This is a genomic window from Agromyces molybdatiresistens (genome assembly GCF_052748445.2).
The window spans coordinates 1687158-1702136 of record NZ_CM188258.1; the positions used below are offsets into that span (position 1 = coordinate 1687158).

The 14979-nt window shown below is 71.8% G+C and carries 13 protein-coding genes and 1 pseudogene; 11 read left to right on the forward strand and 3 right to left on the reverse strand.

Features of this window, described 5'->3' with window-relative positions; all coding sequences use genetic code 11:
* Positions 1-14: 14 nt before the first annotated feature.
* Genes miaB through dapF form a run of 3 tightly spaced genes read left to right on the forward strand, consistent with a single transcriptional unit; the run spans position 15 to position 3433 of the window.
* Complete coding sequence (gene miaB, locus ACULK2_RS07715) at positions 15-1601, forward strand: tRNA (N6-isopentenyl adenosine(37)-C2)-methylthiotransferase MiaB (protein WP_445969444.1); 1587 nt, start codon at positions 15-17, stop codon at positions 1599-1601.
* Position 1602: 1 nt separating this feature from the next.
* The gene (gene miaA / locus ACULK2_RS07720) at positions 1603-2523 is read left to right on the forward strand and encodes a tRNA (adenosine(37)-N6)-dimethylallyltransferase MiaA (RefSeq protein WP_445969112.1); all 921 of its coding nucleotides are present in this window, start codon (positions 1603-1605) and stop codon (positions 2521-2523) included.
* 28 nt (positions 2524-2551) lie between these two features.
* The gene (gene dapF / locus ACULK2_RS07725; RefSeq protein ID WP_445969111.1) at positions 2552-3433 is read left to right on the forward strand and encodes a diaminopimelate epimerase; all 882 of its coding nucleotides are present in this window, start codon (positions 2552-2554) and stop codon (positions 3431-3433) included.
* Between the two features lie 31 nt (positions 3434-3464).
* On the opposite strand, the gene ACULK2_RS07730 is transcribed toward dapF, so the two are convergent.
* Entirely contained in the window at positions 3465-4076 is a 612-nt protein-coding gene (locus tag ACULK2_RS07730; RefSeq protein ID WP_445969110.1) for a class I SAM-dependent methyltransferase, read from the reverse strand.
* 43 nt (positions 4077-4119) lie between these two features.
* Here ACULK2_RS07730 and hflX point away from each other — a divergent pair, with 43 nt between their 5' ends.
* The 3 genes from hflX to metE all read left to right on the forward strand — a co-directional run bounded on the left by hflX (position 4120) and on the right by metE (position 9284).
* A complete protein-coding gene (gene hflX / locus ACULK2_RS07735; RefSeq protein ID WP_445969109.1) occupies positions 4120-5646 on the forward strand; it encodes a GTPase HflX in 1527 nt (508 codons plus the stop codon).
* A gap of 309 nt (positions 5647-5955) precedes the next feature.
* A complete protein-coding gene (locus ACULK2_RS07740; RefSeq protein ID WP_445969108.1) occupies positions 5956-6948 on the forward strand; it encodes a methylenetetrahydrofolate reductase in 993 nt (330 codons plus the stop codon).
* Entirely contained in the window at positions 6945-9284 is a 2340-nt protein-coding gene (gene metE / locus ACULK2_RS07745; RefSeq protein ID WP_445969107.1) for a 5-methyltetrahydropteroyltriglutamate--homocysteine S-methyltransferase, read from the forward strand. The genes ACULK2_RS07740 and metE overlap by 4 nt, the downstream gene beginning before the upstream one ends.
* Before the next feature lie 101 nt (positions 9285-9385).
* On the opposite strand, the gene lexA is transcribed toward metE, so the two are convergent.
* Positions 9386-10063: a transcriptional repressor LexA gene (gene lexA, locus ACULK2_RS07750; protein WP_445969443.1), complete on the reverse strand. Its 678-nt coding sequence runs from the start codon at positions 10061-10063 to the stop codon at positions 9386-9388.
* Positions 10064-10334: 271 nt separating this feature from the next.
* On the opposite strand from lexA, the gene ACULK2_RS07755 reads away from it, so the two are divergent.
* Entirely contained in the window at positions 10335-10715 is a 381-nt protein-coding gene (locus tag ACULK2_RS07755) for a LysM peptidoglycan-binding domain-containing protein (protein WP_445969106.1), read from the forward strand.
* Between the two features lie 321 nt (positions 10716-11036).
* Positions 11037-11630, forward strand: a complete 594-nt coding sequence (locus ACULK2_RS07760) for a GNAT family N-acetyltransferase (RefSeq protein WP_445969105.1) — start codon at positions 11037-11039, stop codon at positions 11628-11630.
* Positions 11631-11880: 250 nt separating this feature from the next.
* On the opposite strand, the gene ACULK2_RS07765 is transcribed toward ACULK2_RS07760, so the two are convergent.
* The gene (locus ACULK2_RS07765; RefSeq protein WP_445969104.1) at positions 11881-12072 is read right to left on the reverse strand and encodes a hypothetical protein; all 192 of its coding nucleotides are present in this window, start codon (positions 12070-12072) and stop codon (positions 11881-11883) included.
* A gap of 128 nt (positions 12073-12200) precedes the next feature.
* Between ACULK2_RS07765 and ACULK2_RS07770 the strand changes: the two are divergent.
* The 3 genes and pseudogenes from ACULK2_RS07770 to ACULK2_RS07780 form a co-directional block, all read left to right on the forward strand.
* Positions 12201-12423, forward strand: a pseudogene (locus ACULK2_RS07770) (RNA-binding S4 domain-containing protein); the annotation flags it as partial.
* A 107-nt stretch (positions 12424-12530) separates the two neighbouring features.
* Complete coding sequence (locus ACULK2_RS07775) at positions 12531-13832, forward strand: Fic family protein (protein ID WP_445969103.1); 1302 nt, start codon at positions 12531-12533, stop codon at positions 13830-13832.
* Between the two features lie 45 nt (positions 13833-13877).
* The gene (locus tag ACULK2_RS07780) at positions 13878-14972 is read left to right on the forward strand and encodes a histidinol-phosphate transaminase (RefSeq protein WP_445969102.1); all 1095 of its coding nucleotides are present in this window, start codon (positions 13878-13880) and stop codon (positions 14970-14972) included.
* The last annotated feature ends 7 nt before the right edge of the window (positions 14973-14979 follow it).

Consider the following 14979-nt stretch of genomic DNA (forward strand, 5'->3'; position numbering starts at 1 on the left):
CCATTCACGAGGCGATGCCCGCGACTGCGGAGCCCGTCGCCGCCGATCCGCACGCGCCCCGCACCTACGAGGTCCGCACCTTCGGGTGCCAGATGAACGTGCACGACTCCGAGCGCCTCAGCGGTTCCCTCGAGGCGGCGGGATACGTGCCCGCCGACGGCGTCGAGCCCGACATCGTCGTGATCAACACGTGCGCGGTGCGCGAGAACGCCGACAACAAGCTGTACGGCAACCTCGGCCACCTGGCGGGCGTCAAGCGCCGCCACGCGGGAATGCAGATCGCCGTCGGCGGGTGCCTCGCGCAGAAGGACAAGAACGTCATCCTCGAGAAGGCGCCGTGGGTCGACGTCGTCTTCGGCACGCACAACATGGGCTCGCTGCCGAGCCTGCTCGAACGAGCCCGCCACAACGACGAGGCGCAGCTCGAGATCCTCGACGCGCTCGAGGTGTTCCCCTCGACCCTGCCCACCAAGCGCGACTCCACCTACTCCGGGTGGGTGTCGATCTCGGTCGGCTGCAACAACACGTGCACCTTCTGCATCGTGCCCGCGCTCCGCGGCAAGGAGAAGGACCGCCGGCCCGGTGACATCCTCGCCGAGGTGCAGGCCCTGGTCGACGACGGCGCCGTCGAGGTGACGCTGCTCGGCCAGAACGTGAACTCCTACGGCGTCGAGTTCGGCGACCGGCAGGCGTTCGGCAAGCTGCTCCGCGCGGCGGGCGGCATCGACGGGCTCGAGCGCATCCGCTTCACGAGCCCGCACCCCGCCGCGTTCACCGACGACGTCATCGACGCCATGGCCGAGACGCCGAACGTCATGCCCCAGCTCCACATGCCGTTGCAGTCCGGCTCCGACCGGATCCTCAAGGCCATGCGCCGGTCCTACCGGTCCGAGAGGTTCCTCGGCATCCTCGACCGCGTGCGCGCGAAGATCCCGAACGCGGCGATCTCGACCGACATCATCGTCGGCTTCCCCGGTGAGACCGAGGAGGACTTCCAGGAGACGCTGCGTGTCGTCGAGGCCGCGCGATTCGCCTCGGCCTTCACCTTCCAGTACTCCATCCGACCGGGCACACCGGCGGCGACCATGGCCGACCAGGTGTCGAAGGAGGTCGTGCAGGAGCGCTACGAGCGCCTCATCGCCCTGCAGGAGCGCATCTCGTGGGAGGAGAACCAGAAGCTCGTCGGTACGGCCGTCGAGGTGCTGGTCTCGACGGGCGAGGGCAAGAAGGACGCTGAGACGCACCGCCTGAGCGGGCGCGCGGAAGACAGCCGGCTCGTGCACTTCGAGGTGCCCGAGGGCTCCGACCTGCCCCGTCCGGGCGACGTGGTCTCGGTCGAGATCACGCAGGCCGCGCCCTTCCACCTGCTCGCCGACTCGATCGACGGCGCGCCCCTCCGCATCCGCCGCACACGGGCGGGCGACGCGTGGGATCGTGCGCAGGCCGAGAGCTGCGGCGTCCCCGCCGCGCCGGGTGCCGCGGCATCCGCCCCCGGTCGCGTCTCGCTCGGCCTGCCCTCGCTGCGCGTCGGCGGCGAGCCGCTCACGAGCCCGGGCGTCGGCACCATGCCGATCTACGACCCCGCCGACGGCCAGCGCTGACGTGTCACTGATCGCGATCGTCGGCGCCACGGGGACCGGCAAGTCGCGCTTCGCGCTCGACCTCGCGCATGCGATCGCCGCGCACGGCGGTGTCGCCGAGGTGGTGAACGCCGACGCCATGCAGCTCTACCGCGGCATGGACATCGGCACGGCGAAGCTGCCGGTCGACGAACGGGAGGGCGTGCCGCACCACCTCCTCGACGTGCTCGACGTCACCGACGAGGCATCCGTCGCCGCGTACCAGGCCGAGGCCCGGGAGGTCATCACCGACATCGCCGGCCGCGGCGGCGTCGCGCTCCTCACGGGCGGTTCCGGCCTCTACGTCTCGAGCGTGATCCACGACCTCCGGTTCCCGGGTACGGATGTCGCCATCCGTGCCCGCCTCGAGGCCGAGCTCGAGGAGGTCGGCCCGGGCCTCATGCACCGTCGCCTCCGCGAGCTCGACGCGGAGACCGCCGCGAGCGTCGACGCGCAGAACGGGCGCCGGATCGTCCGCGCGCTCGAGGTCATCGAGCTCACCGGCGAGCCGAAGGCCGCGCGCCTCCCGGAGGAACCCGTGCCGTGGCGGCCCCACCGCATCGTGCACCTGCGGGTCGAGCGCGCCGAGCTCGTGCCGCGGCTCGACGCCCGCGCCGCGGGCATGTGGGCCGACGGACTGCTCGACGAGGTGCGCGGGCTCATCCCGGCGGGCCTGGAGCGCGGCGTCACCGCCCGCAAGGCCATCGGCTACGCGCAGGCGCTCGCCGAGCTGCATGGGCGGATGTCGGAGGTCGACGCGATCGCGGAGACGCAGGCGCTGACGCGCACCTACGCCAGACGGCAGGTCGGGTGGTTCAAGCGGTACGCCGCGGCATCCGTCGTCGACGCCCTCGACCCCGAGGCCGTCGGGGCCGAGATCGCGCGCCGGGCCGACGGCGTCTGAGGCCCGCCGCGCTCCCTAGACTGGTGCGATGGCGTTCGATCTGCGCTTCACCAAGGGCCAGGGCACGGGCAACGACTTCGTGCTGTTCAGCGACCCGGAGGGCGAGCACGAGCTCTCGCCGACGCAGATCGCCGCGGTGTGCGACCGGCGCTTCGGCGTCGGTGCCGACGGGCTGATCCGGGCGGTCCGATCGGAGCGCCTCGCCGACGGAGGTGCGGCGCTCGCGGAGGACCCGCAGGCGACATGGTTCATGGACTACTGGAACGCCGACGGCAGCCTCTCGGAGATGTGCGGCAACGGCATCCGCGTCTTCGTGCGGTACCTCATCGACCAGGGCCTGCTCGCGCCGGAGGGCGACGAGTGGATCGCGATCGGCACGCGCGCGGGCGTGCGCCGGGTGCGGGCGACCGGCGCCGGGTTCGAGGCCGACCTCGGCGTGTGGCGCCTCGACGGCGGCGAACCGCTCGTGCGTGCGAAGAACCTCGGCGTCGCCCGTCCCGGACTCGGGATCGACGTCGGCAACCCGCACGTCGTGGTGGCCCTCGCCGACGACGACGAGCTCGACGGCCTCGACCTGACCTACCTGCCGATCCTCGACCCGGTGCCGCAGGCCGGCGCCAACGTCGAGTTCGTGGTGCCCGCCGAGCCGCTCGTGGAGAACGCGCGCGGACGCATCCGGATGCGCGTGCACGAACGTGGATCGGGCGAGACGCTCTCGTGCGGCACCGGCGCCGTCGCCGCGGCGCTCGCGGTGCGGCACTGGGCCGGCGAGGGTGCGCCCGAGGTCTGGGTCGTGCAGGTCCCCGGCGGGGTGCTCGGCGTCCGCATGGAGCAGCGGCCCGACGGCGAGCACGTGCTGCTCACCGGCCCGGGGGAGCTCGTCTTCGACGGCGTGCTCAGCCTGCCCTGACGGGCGTGGGCGCGCGGGCGCGCGTCGGACCTCAGGCCTCGCGCGTCACCGTGAGGACGCGGAAGCCCTTCGACGTGCTCGCGCGGTCGATGCGCCATCTGTCGCCGAACTCGTCGGCCAGCCACCGCTGGAGGCTGTCGGCGCCGAGGTTCTTCTGCACGACGAGCCACGCGGTCGCCCCGACCTCCAGCCGGGGGAGCCACTGCCGCAGCAGCGCATGCAGCTCCGCCTTGCCGATCCGGATGGGCGGGTTCGACCAGATGACGGCGAACCGGACCTCCTCGGGAACATCGGAGGGCTCGACCGCGTTGACGTTGGGGAGCCCCAGGCGCTGCGCGTTGCGGCGTACGAGGTCGAGCGCCCGCTCGTTCACGTCGACCGCCCACACCGTGGCCTCGGGGGACTCGAGCCCGAGCGTGAGTGCGATGGGACCCCACCCGGCGCCGAGGTCGAGCAGGTGACCGCTCGCAGGTGCGTCGGGGACCTCGTCGAGCAGGACCCGCGTGCCGAGGTCGACGTGGTCGGGGCTGAAGACGCCGCCGGCGGTCTCCACCTCGACGTCGCGGCCGGCGAGTCGCACCCGGACGGTCCGGAGCGCCGACCGATCGGCGGGCTTGGACGAGAAGTAGTGCTCCTGCGGCATATCGGGAAACCTATCGCAGGCGAACGGAAGTAGGCTGGACGGAATGAACGACGCGGCACCCGAGACCCACGACGACGCGGTCGAGCGCGTGCTCCGCAGCGCCGACGCCCGAGCGGGAGTGTCCCGATTCGGGGCCTCCGACGCCTCGTCGATCCAGCGCGACGGCCTCGCCCGGCCCGCCGGCGACGACTTCGACGGCGAGCAGTACGACCGCGAGGCGCGTGCGGCCCTGCGCCGCGTCGGCGGCCTCTCGACCGAGCTCGAGGACGTCACCGAGGTCGAGTACCGGCAGCTGCGCCTCGAGAACGTCGTGCTCATCGGCGTCTACCCGCAGGGCTCGCTGGAGGACGCGGAGAACTCGCTTCGCGAGCTCGCCGCCCTCGCCGAGACCGCGGGCGCCCGCGTGCTCGACGGCGTGCTGCAGCGACGTCCGCACCCCGACCCGTCGACCTACCTCGGCCGCGGCAAGACCGAGGAGCTCCGCCACGTGATCGCCGCGCTCGGCGCGGACACGGTCGTCGCCGACACCGAGTTGGCGCCGAGCCAGCGGCGCGCGCTCGAGGACGCGGTCAAGGTCAAGGTCATCGACCGGACCGCGGTGATCCTCGACATCTTCAGCCAGCACGCCAAGAGCCGCGAGGGCAAGGCGCAGGTCGAGCTCGCCCAGCTCGAGTACCTGCTCCCGCGCCTGCGCGGCTGGGGCGAGTCGATGTCCCGACAGGCCGGTGGCCAGGTGGGCGGGGCGGGCGCCGGAATGGGCTCGCGTGGCCCCGGTGAGACGAAGATCGAGCTCGACCGCCGGCGCATCCACTCGCGCATGGCGAAGCTGCGCCGCCAGATCACCGGCATGAAGCCCGCGCGCGACGCCAAGCGCGCGAACCGCAAGCGCAACGCGGTGCCGTCGGTCGCGATCGCGGGGTACACGAACGCGGGCAAGTCGAGCCTGCTGAACCGCATCACGGGCGCCGGCGTGCTCGTCGAGAACGCGCTCTTCGCGACGCTCGATGCGACCGTCCGCCGCAACACGACGGCCGACGGGCGCGTCTACACGATCGCCGACACCGTCGGCTTCGTGCGGAACCTCCCGCACCAGCTCGTCGAGGCGTTCCGGTCCACGCTCGAGGAGGTCGGCGATGCCGACCTCATCGTGCACGTCGTCGATGCGGCGCATCCCGACCCCGCCCAGCAGATCGCGACCGTGCGCGACGTCATCGGCGAGGTCGGCGCCCGCGACATCCCCGAGCTCGTCGTCTTCAACAAGGCCGACCTCGTCACGCCGGAGGACCGCCTGGTCCTGCAGGGCCTCGAGCCGAACGCCGTGTTCGCCTCCGCTCGCACGGGCGAGGGCGTCGCCGAGGTGCTCGCCGCGATCGGCCGCATGCTGCCCGACCCCGCGGTCGAGGTCGACCTGCTCGTGCCGTACGAGCGCGGCGACGTCATCTCCGCCCTGCACGAGAGCGGCCGCGTGCTCTCGACAGAGTACGTCGAGGACGGCACGCGCATCCGCGCGCTCGCGTCGCCCGAGCAGGCCGCGCAGCTCGAGGAGTTCCGCGCGCAGGCCGTGGCGTAGCATCCGCTCGTCGCGCTCGTCGCGCTCGTCGCTCTCGTCGCGCTCGTCGCTCTCGTCGCGCTCGTCGCGCCGCATCGCGCAGGACGGCGGTGCGAATCGCCGCCGGAGTCACTCGTCGTAACACCGGGAGCGGATGCTGCGGACCCGGCGTATCGTCGCACCTGATCGTGGCGAGCGGCCGGATGCCGCCCGCCTGGAGCGACCGCCGAGCCCGGCACCCGCCCGCGAGACCCACCTGCCGTTCCGGCCGGTCGGGCGCGGCGTGCCGTGCACTCGACCACCCCGGAACCGCTCGCCACCTGGAGCGACATGACCGGAACCGAGCCCGACGGCGACGCCGCCCGGCCGCGCGTGCCGATCTCGTTCGAGCTGTTCCCGCCGAGAACGGATGCCGCGGCGATCGCGCTCGGCCGCACCATCGACCGGCTCGCCGAGGTCGACCCCGCGTTCATCTCGGTGACGTTCGGCGCGGGTGGGTCGAGCCGCGACCGTTCGCTGACCGTGCTCCGGTACATGCTCGAGCACACGAGCGTCGAGCCCATGGCGCACCTCACCTGCGTCGGGTCGAGTCACGCCGAGGCGAACCGCCTCGTGCGAGAGTTCCTCGACGCGGGCATCACGAGCTTCCTGGCGCTCCGCGGCGACCCGCCCGCGGGTGCCGCCGATGCGGAGGACGCGATCGGCGACCTGCACAGCGCCGCCGAGCTCGTGCAGCTGATCCATCGGGTGCAGGAAGAGCGCGAGCCGTTCGGGCAGTCCCACATCCCGGGGATGCCGGGCGTCACCGCGATCCGCGAGCGCCCGCGCCCGGAGCGCGTCGCCGTCGCGGCGTTCCCCAGCGGTCACCCCCGTTCGCGCGGCTCCAACCAGGACGTCGACGTGCTGCTCGCCAAGGAGGTCGCCGGTGCCAACCTCGCGATCACGCAGCTCTTCTGGCACGCCGACGACTACCTGTCGTTCGTGCAGCGTGCGCGGGCCGGCGGGGTGACGATCCCGATCCTGCCGGGGATCATGCCCGTCACGACGTCCGGGCGTCTCGCCCGCCTCGAGCAGCTCACCGGCGTACCCGCGCCCGCCGAGCTCGCGATCGACCTCGAGATCGAGCCGGATTCCGAGGCGCAGTTCGGGCTCGGCGTCGAGTACGCCGCGAACCTCGCCGCCGCCGTCCTCGCGGGCGGCGCACCCGGGCTCCACCTGTACACCTTCAACCGCCACGAGGCCGTGCTCTCCGTCCTGGACCGGCTCGACCTCGCCGACGCGCCCGTCCATGCGGGCACCGAGAGGAACACGAGAGAACGATGACCGCACCCGCCTTCCCCACCGGAACGATCCTCGGCTACCCGCGCATCGGCCGGCGCCGCGAGCTCAAGCACGCCGTCGAGTCGTTCTGGGCCGGCCGGATCGACGCCGCCGAGCTCGAGCGCACCGCCGCCGGTCTCCGCGCCGCGACCCGCGAGCGACTCGCCGGGCTCGGCCTCGGCCGCACCGACTCGGCGATCCCCGAGAGCTTCTCGTACTACGACCAGGTGCTCGACGCCGCCGTCGCGGTCGGTGCGATCCCGACCCGGTTCGAGCGCCTGCTCGACGCCGACGGCCGGCTCGACCTCGCCGGATACTTCACCGTCGCGCGCGGCGAGGGCGCCGACGCGCCCCTCGAGATGACCAAGTGGTTCGACTCGAACTACCACTACCTGGTCCCCGAGATCGGCCCCGACACCGCGTTCGCGCCGCACGCCGACGCGCTCGTCGCGCAGGTGCGCGAGGCGCGCGAGGCCGGCTTCACGACGCGCCCCGTGCTCGTCGGCCCGGTCACGTTCCTGCTGCTGTCGAAGGCGGCGGATGGCGCGCCCGACGGGTTCCGTCCGCTCGACCGCCTCGCGGACCTCGTGCCCGTCTACCGCACGCTGCTCGCCGAGCTCGCCGGGGCGGGCGCCGAATGGGTGCAGCTCGACGAGCCGGGCCTCGTGAGCGAGAGCCTCGACGAGCCGCGCGATCGCGTGCTGGAGGCGGTCGCCGCCGCCTACGACGCGCTCGGCGCCTCCGACGCGCGCCCCGCGATCTTAGTCGCGGCGCCGTACGGCGACCTCGGCGACGCGCTGCCGGCGCTCGCGGCCGCCCCCGTCGAGGCGATCGGGCTCGACCTCGTGCGCGGCGATGTGCCCGAGCAGCTCGACCCCGTCACCGAGGAGGCGCTCGCGGCAACCACGCTCGTCGCGGGCGTCGTCGACGGCCACAACATCTGGCGCGGCGACCTCGCGCACGCGTTCGCGCGCGCCGAGGCGCTCCGCTCGTTCTCGGGGTCGGTGGCCGTGTCGACCTCGACCTCGCTGCTGCACGTCCCGCACGACGTGACGGAGGAGACCGCGCTCGACCCGCGCCTCGTGAGCTGGCTCGCGTTCGCGGACCAGAAGGTCGAGCAGGTCGCGGCGCTCGCGCGCGGTCTTGCTGAGGGGCGCGACGCCATCGAGGCCGAGCTCGACGCGGCATCCGCTGCCCTGGCCGACCGCGAGGCGGCGCCGGGCGTGCGCGTGCCCGCGGTGCGCGACCGCCTCGCCGCACTCGACGCGAGCGCGTTCGCGCGCGCCGCCTACGACGAGCGGGTGGCCGCGCAGGAGGACCTCGCGCTGCCGGCCCTGCCCACCACGACGATCGGCTCGTTCCCGCAGACGGCCGAGATCCGGCGCGCCCGCGCTCGCCTCGTGAAGGGCGAGCTGACGGATGCCTCGTACCGCGAGCTGATGCGCGAGGAGATCGCCCGCGTCATCCGCCTGCAGGAGGACCTCGGCCTCGACGTACTCGTGCACGGCGAGCCCGAGCGCAACGACATGGTGCAGTACTTCGCCGAGCTCCTCGACGGCTTCGCGGTCACGCAGCACGGCTGGGTGCAGTCGTACGGCTCGCGCTGCACGCGGCCGTCGATCCTCTGGGGCGACGTGTCGCGGCCCGCGCCGATGACGGTCGAGTGGTCGGAGTACGCCCAGTCGCTCTCGGAGAAGCCCGTCAAGGGCATGCTCACGGGGCCCGTCACGATCCTCGCGTGGTCGTTCGTGCGTGACGACCAGCCGCTCGGCGACACCGCGCGGCAGGTGGCGCTCGCGCTCCGCGACGAGATCCGCGACCTCGAGACGGCGGGCATCCGCGTCATCCAGGTCGACGAGCCCGCGCTCCGCGAGCTGCTTCCGCTGAAGCGCGCCGACCAGCCGGCGTACCTCGACTGGTCGGTCGGCTCGTTCCGCCTCGCCACCGGCGGCGCGGCGCCCGCGACGCAGGTGCACACGCACCTCTGCTACTCGGAGTTCGGCGTCGTCATCGACGCGATCCGCGAGCTCGACGCCGACGTGACCTCGATCGAGGCGGCGCGCAGCCGCATGGAGGTCGTGGGCGACCTTGCCGCGAGCGGCTTCGACCACGGCGTCGGCCCGGGCGTCTACGACATCCACTCGCCGCGCGTGCCGAGCGTCGAGGAGGTGCGTTCGCTCCTCGAGCGCGCGGTCGACGGCGTGCCCGCCGGACGACTCTGGGTGAACCCCGACTGCGGCCTGAAGACCCGCGGCTACGACGAGACGGTCGCCTCGCTCGCGAACATCGTCGAGGCCACGCGCTCCGTGCGCGAAGGGGTCGCGGTCGCGACGGCCTGACCCGAGGACCGAGGGCGGATGCCGCGGGGGTGAGCCCGCGACATCCGCCCTCGTCGTCTCCGGCTTCGGTCGCTGCCGGGCGCTGAGTGCCGGGCCGTCCGTCAGACGGTGCGGAGGACCGCGACGACTTTGCCGAGCACCTCGGACTCGTCGCCGAGGATCGGCTCGAACGCGGAGTTGCGGGGGAGCAGCCAGGTGTGGCCGTCGCGCTGGCGGAAGACCTTGACCGTCGCCTCGCCGTCGAGCATCGCGGCGACGATCTCGCCGTTCTCCGCGGTCTTCTGGGAACGGACGACGACCCAGTCGCCGTCGCAGATGGCCGCGTCGATCATGGAGTCGCCGACGACCTTGAGGATGAACAGCTCGCCCTTGCCGACGAGCTGGCGGGGGAGCGGGAAGACCTCCTCGACCTGCTGCTCGGCGGTGATCGGCACGCCGGCCGCGATGCGCCCGACCATCGGGACCATGGCGGCGTCGCCGACCGGTGCCGGCTCGACCGAGGGCGAGCGGTTCTCGGTGCCAGGAAGGTCGATGAGGATCTCGAGCGCGCGGGGGCGGTTCGGGTCGCGTCGCAGGTAGCCGGCGAGTTCGAGCTGGTTCAGCTGGTGCGTGACGCTCGAGAGCGAGGAGAGGCCGACGGCGTCGCCGATCTCGCGCATGCTCGGCGGGTAGCCGCGGTCGGCGACCGACGCGCGGATGGCCTCGAGGATCGCGAGCTGCTTCGGGCTCAGCGTCTTGCGCCGACGCGACCGGCCGCTCGCGCCGCGTGCCTGGTCGATGTCGATGCTCACGTGCCTCGCCTCTCGTCGGGACCGCGTCGGCCCGGATGTCGGTGGTCGATGTTCGACTGTCGTCGGACATTCGAAACTGTATCCGCCTCGCACGCGCGCGACAAACATCCGTTCGAGTGTGTCGCGGAATCCGGCCCCGGAAATCCCACTTCCGGTGCTTGCGGCGTCGAATCTTCGAAGATATATTCGGAACACAGCTTCGTATCCGGCCCTCCCGGCCGAGGGCCGGATGCGGGGCTGGAGCCACGGGAGGTGCGGAATGAGTGCAGTGGTGATGGGGGCCGCGGGTGCGGCTCAGACGATGCCCGCGTTCGGTTCGTCGACGGCGCGCACCCGACTGAGGCTCACCCGGCGCGGTCGGGTCGTGGTCACCGCCCTGGCCGCACTGCCCATCGCGCTCGGCGTGCTGGTGGGCGTGCTCTCGAGCGGCGGCGCGGTCGCCGGGATCGACGACGGCCGAACCGTGGTGGCGTTCGAGACGATCGAGGTCGGCGCCGGCGACACCCTCTGGGCCATCGCCGAGTCCATCGCCCCATCGGCCGACCCGCGCGACGTCATCTTCGAGATCATGCGCCTGAACGGGCTCGACGACGCCGTGGTGCAGCCCGGCCAGCAGCTGGTGCTTCCGGCGGGCGAGTAAGGGCCGAGCATGCGGGCGAACCGCCCTGGAGACGAACGGTCACGATTCGCCGAGCGGTGCGGTGTCACTCTTGACGGGGCTCAAGAGGGCAGCGAGCCGGGCAGGTCGTCTGCGAACAGCGCCGCGCCGTCGCCTCGCGTTCCGCGTTCCGCGTTCGTGCTTGCTCCGGCGCCGGTTGCGTGACGTTCGACCGGTCTTCGGGTGGGCGATGAGAGCCGTGACATCGATCGGTGATGCTGGCAGGATGACGGCATGGCACGCGCGGCGGGCGATCCTCCGCATCGACATCGCCGCGTTGGCCCGACACATGGGGCCGGTGATATGGGCGCAACGACGTCGCACGTGATCAAGCCACTCACTCCCGAGACCTTCCCGGCGTGGTTGGCGCTCGCGCAGAAGCACAACGGGGTGTGGGGCGGGTGCTACTGCTCGTACTTCCACGACGACACGGAGCACACCGCCAAGAGCGAATACGACCGGCCCACGTTCAAGCGGCGACTCGTGGCGGAGGGCATTGCGCACGCCGCGCTCGTCTTCGACGGCGACGACGCGATCGCCTGGTGCGAGTACGGCAGTCCGGTCGAACTGCCGAACATCTACCACCGTAAGCAGTACGACGCGGGCGAGACCAGCCCGGCGCCGTGGCGGATCACGTGCTTCTTCGTCGACCGCGACCATCGACGTTCGGGAGTCGCACGGGAGGCGCTGGATGGCGCGCTCGAGATGATCGCGCAGGCCGGCGGAGGCGAGGTGGTCTCGTTCCCCAACGAGCTCGCCCCCGGCACGAGGACGTCGTCCTCGTTCCTCCACAACGGCACGAGGGCCATGTTCGAGAAGGCGGGATTCACGTTCGAGCGCCATATCGGCAAGAGCAAGACCGTGATGCGCAAGACGGTCCCACCGGCTCGGGGCTGACGCCGCGTTCGCACGGGCAGGGAACAGCAACCAGCCGCCCATGGTCCGCTCGTCCCGTGTCCATGTCGCAGTGACCTGGCCGCCGAGACGCCCTCGTCCATCGCGATCTGGTCGCGACGATTCGTTCAGCAGGACTGCGCGGCGCCACGTTCCATCCGTGCTCGACCGAGTGCGGTCGCCGATGATCGCTGAGCGTCAGGCTCGTTGAGGAATCGGGAATCGTGGTCGATGCCCCAGGCCTCGACGTCGATCAGGGGATTGCGCCCGACCCGGCATCCCGGGCAGCACCGGCACCGTAGCCACGGGCCTTCGCTTCCGCGTGCGATGCGTCCGCAGCGTGATCCGACCCTTGGGAGTTGCGACGGTCCCGGACCGTCAGGATCCGAACGAGCCCGCCCAGGAGTGCGATCCCGACCACGACTGCGATGATGACGATCTCCATCGATGCTCCATTCCGCTTCCGGTCAAGCTAGCACCGCGGTCTCGCTGAGGGATCGTCCGTGCACCCGTGGCCGTTCGGATCGTCCGCGTTGCACTGGCGACCGGCTGACCGCGGACCAGCATTCGGGGATGACGAAGCCGGCTCCGATCGACGACGTCCCGATCGGTGGGGAAGTCATCCGCCTCGGGCAGTTCGTGAAGTTCGGGAGGGCTCCTCGACTCCGGCGGAGACGTGAAGGAGGCCATCCTCAACGGCCATGTGGCCGTGAACGGTGAGGTTGATCGACGACGCGGACGGCAGCTGCAGCTCGGCGACGTCGTCAGCTTCGATGGACGCATCGTTCGCGTCTGCCCGTGGATGGGTCCTCGCGCGCAAGCGATGCGACCTTCACACGAAATTGAGGTTAGATGCTATAAAGTAAATATACGTACTCCGCGATCGACGTCAGGAGACACCCCATGGCCCACTACGTCGATCTGCTCTGGAACCCGGAGGACATCACGCACCTCGGCCGAAAGGACCGCGCTCCGGGCCGGTACCGGGCCTACGTCCCCGACGAACTCGGCGAGGAGCTGCCGGCCCTCAGCCGGGTGGCGCAAGCGGCCTCGGAGGATGCGGTCGCCGTGCTTGCTCGCGCCGATGAGCGCATCGGCGACCGAGGCGGCTACCTGAACCATCTGCTGATCCGTTCGGAGAGCATCTCCTCGTCGTGGATCGAGGGGAACAGCATCAGCCCGAAGAAGCTCGCCATCGCCGAGCTTCTCGATCACCGCGCAGGCAGCGGACTCAGCACGCGCGTGGCGCTCGACGTCGTCGCGAACGTGCGCGCGACCGAAGAGGCGATCGCTGAACTGGGCGACCGCGAGCGCGCCCCCGACGTCACGACGGCGGACATCGAGCGCCTGCAGCACCTCATCGAGCCCAGGCTCGAGCCCGGCCTGCGGACGGAGCAGAACTGGGTCGGCGGCCCGGGATGGAGCCCGCTCCGCGCGGACTTCGTTCCACCGCCCGAGACCGAGGTGCGCCGCCTGGTCGACGACCTCGCGGGCTTCGTCACGGCGACCTCGGGGAACCCCGTCGTGCGCGCGGCGATCGCGCACGCGCAGTTCGAGACGATCCACCCCTTCGTCGACGGCAACGGCCGAACTGGCCGGGCATTGATCCATACCGTGCTTCGTCGTGCCGATGCACTCCGGAACACGCTCATCCCCATCAGCACGGTGTTCGCCGGCGACACGGATCGCTACATCGCAGGGCTCAGCGCGTACCGGGAGATCCCATCGCGTCTGGACGAGTGGGTCATCAGCTTCGCAGAGGCGGCCGAGCTGGCCGCGGGCAACGCCGTCAGGCTTGCCGAAGACATCGCAACGCTCGACGGTGAGGTGCGCGAGAACCTGATCCGCTTCCGCGCAGAGCAGGGCATCACGCCCGCGAGTCCGCGGAGCGATGCCGTGGTGGTGAAGATCCTGAGCGCGCTGGCCACCGAGCCGGTCCTGACCATCGAAAGGGTGGCCGCCCTGCACGAGGTGTCGGCGGCCGCCGCCCATCGCGCGCTCACGCAGCTCGCCGATGCGGGCATCCTCGGTCGCACGAAGAACCAGAAGGGGAAGCTGATCTGCTGGACGGCCGACCGGTACCTGGCGCTGGTCAGCCTGACCGAGCGCAGCAACCGCGTCGGAGCAGGAGACACGGGGCACGGCCGACCCCGGCGTGGGCCGCCGGTGCCTGCTGTCCGGCAGCTCGGCGCGCTGCGACCGTAGGGGCGTACGCCGAAACACGGATGTCGCCGCGGATAGCATTGATCGGTGACGAGTCTCGACGACCTGCCCATCCGCGACGACCTCCGCGGCAAGACCCCGTACGGAGCCCCTCAGAAGCTCGTACCGGTCGCCCTCAACGTCAACGAGAACACGCATCCCATCCCGGAGGACGTGGCGCACGACATCGTCGCACGCGTCGCGGCCGCGATCATCGGCCTGAACCGCTACCCGGATCGCGAGTTCACCGAGCTCCGCACGGCGCTCGCCCGGTACCTCGGCCACGGCCTGGTGCCCGAGCAGCTCTGGGCCGCCAACGGCTCCAACGAGGTGCTGCAGCACGTGCTCCAGGCCTTCGGTGGGCCCGGACGGACCGCGCTCGGCTTCGGGCCGACCTACTCGATGTACGGACTGCTCGCGTCGGGCACCGGTACCGGGTGGATCGCCGCCGACCGCGACGCCGACTTCGAGCTCTCGCCCGCGACCGCGGTCGCCGCGATCGAACGCCACGATCCCGACATCGTGCTGCTGTGCTCGCCGAACAATCCGACGGGCACGCCCCTGTCGCTCGAGACCATCGCCGCGGTGGCCGACGCCGCACGCGGCGTGGTCGTCGTCGACGAGGCGTACCAGGAGTTCGCCGACCCGGGCACGCCGAGCGCACTCACGATCCTCGACGGGCGGCCGCGGCTGCTCGTGTCGCGCACGATGAGCAAGGCCTTCGCGTTCGCCGGCGCCCGCGTGGGCTATCTCGCCGCCGACCCGGCGGTCGTCGACGCCCTGCGCCTCGTGCGGCTGCCGTACCACCTGTCCGCCCTCACGCAGGCGGCGGCGCTCGGCGCGCTCGCGCACTCCGGCGAGATGCTGGCGATGGTCGACGAGATCCGCGCGCAGCGCGACCGGATCACGCGCGAGCTCGCCGCGCTCGGATTCCGTCCGTATCGGAGCGGCTCGAACTTCGTGCTCTTCGGCGGCGTCGACGACCCGCACGCCGTGTTCGAGGCGCTCCTCGAACGCGGCATCCTGATCCGCGAGATCGGCCTGCCCGGCTGCCTGCGCGTCACCGCCGGCACGGAGGCCGAGACCACCGCCTTCCTCGAGGCCATGGCCGCGTTCGCGACGCCGGCCGCCGCGAACTCCTGATCCAGGC

What these genes read in the sequence shown, in the direction of transcription:
- miaB (WP_445969444.1), top strand. Translation starts at nt 15, where the DNA reads ATGCCCGCGACTGCGGAGCCCGTCGCCGCCGATCCGCACGCGCCCCGC.
- dapF (WP_445969111.1), top strand. Translation starts at nt 2,552, where the DNA reads ATGGCGTTCGATCTGCGCTTCACCAAGGGCCAGGGCACGGGCAACGAC.
- ACULK2_RS07730 (WP_445969110.1), bottom strand. Translation starts at nt 4,076, where the DNA reads ATGCCGCAGGAGCACTACTTCTCGTCCAAGCCCGCCGATCGGTCGGCG.
- hflX (WP_445969109.1), top strand. Translation starts at nt 4,120, where the DNA reads ATGAACGACGCGGCACCCGAGACCCACGACGACGCGGTCGAGCGCGTG.
- ACULK2_RS07740 (WP_445969108.1), top strand. Translation starts at nt 5,956, where the DNA reads ATGACCGGAACCGAGCCCGACGGCGACGCCGCCCGGCCGCGCGTGCCG.
- metE (WP_445969107.1), top strand. Translation starts at nt 6,945, where the DNA reads ATGACCGCACCCGCCTTCCCCACCGGAACGATCCTCGGCTACCCGCGC.
- ACULK2_RS07755 (WP_445969106.1), top strand. Translation starts at nt 10,335, where the DNA reads ATGAGTGCAGTGGTGATGGGGGCCGCGGGTGCGGCTCAGACGATGCCC.
- ACULK2_RS07760 (WP_445969105.1), top strand. Translation starts at nt 11,037, where the DNA reads ATGGGCGCAACGACGTCGCACGTGATCAAGCCACTCACTCCCGAGACC.
- ACULK2_RS07765 (WP_445969104.1), bottom strand. Translation starts at nt 12,072, where the DNA reads ATGGAGATCGTCATCATCGCAGTCGTGGTCGGGATCGCACTCCTGGGC.
- ACULK2_RS07775 (WP_445969103.1), top strand. Translation starts at nt 12,531, where the DNA reads ATGGCCCACTACGTCGATCTGCTCTGGAACCCGGAGGACATCACGCAC.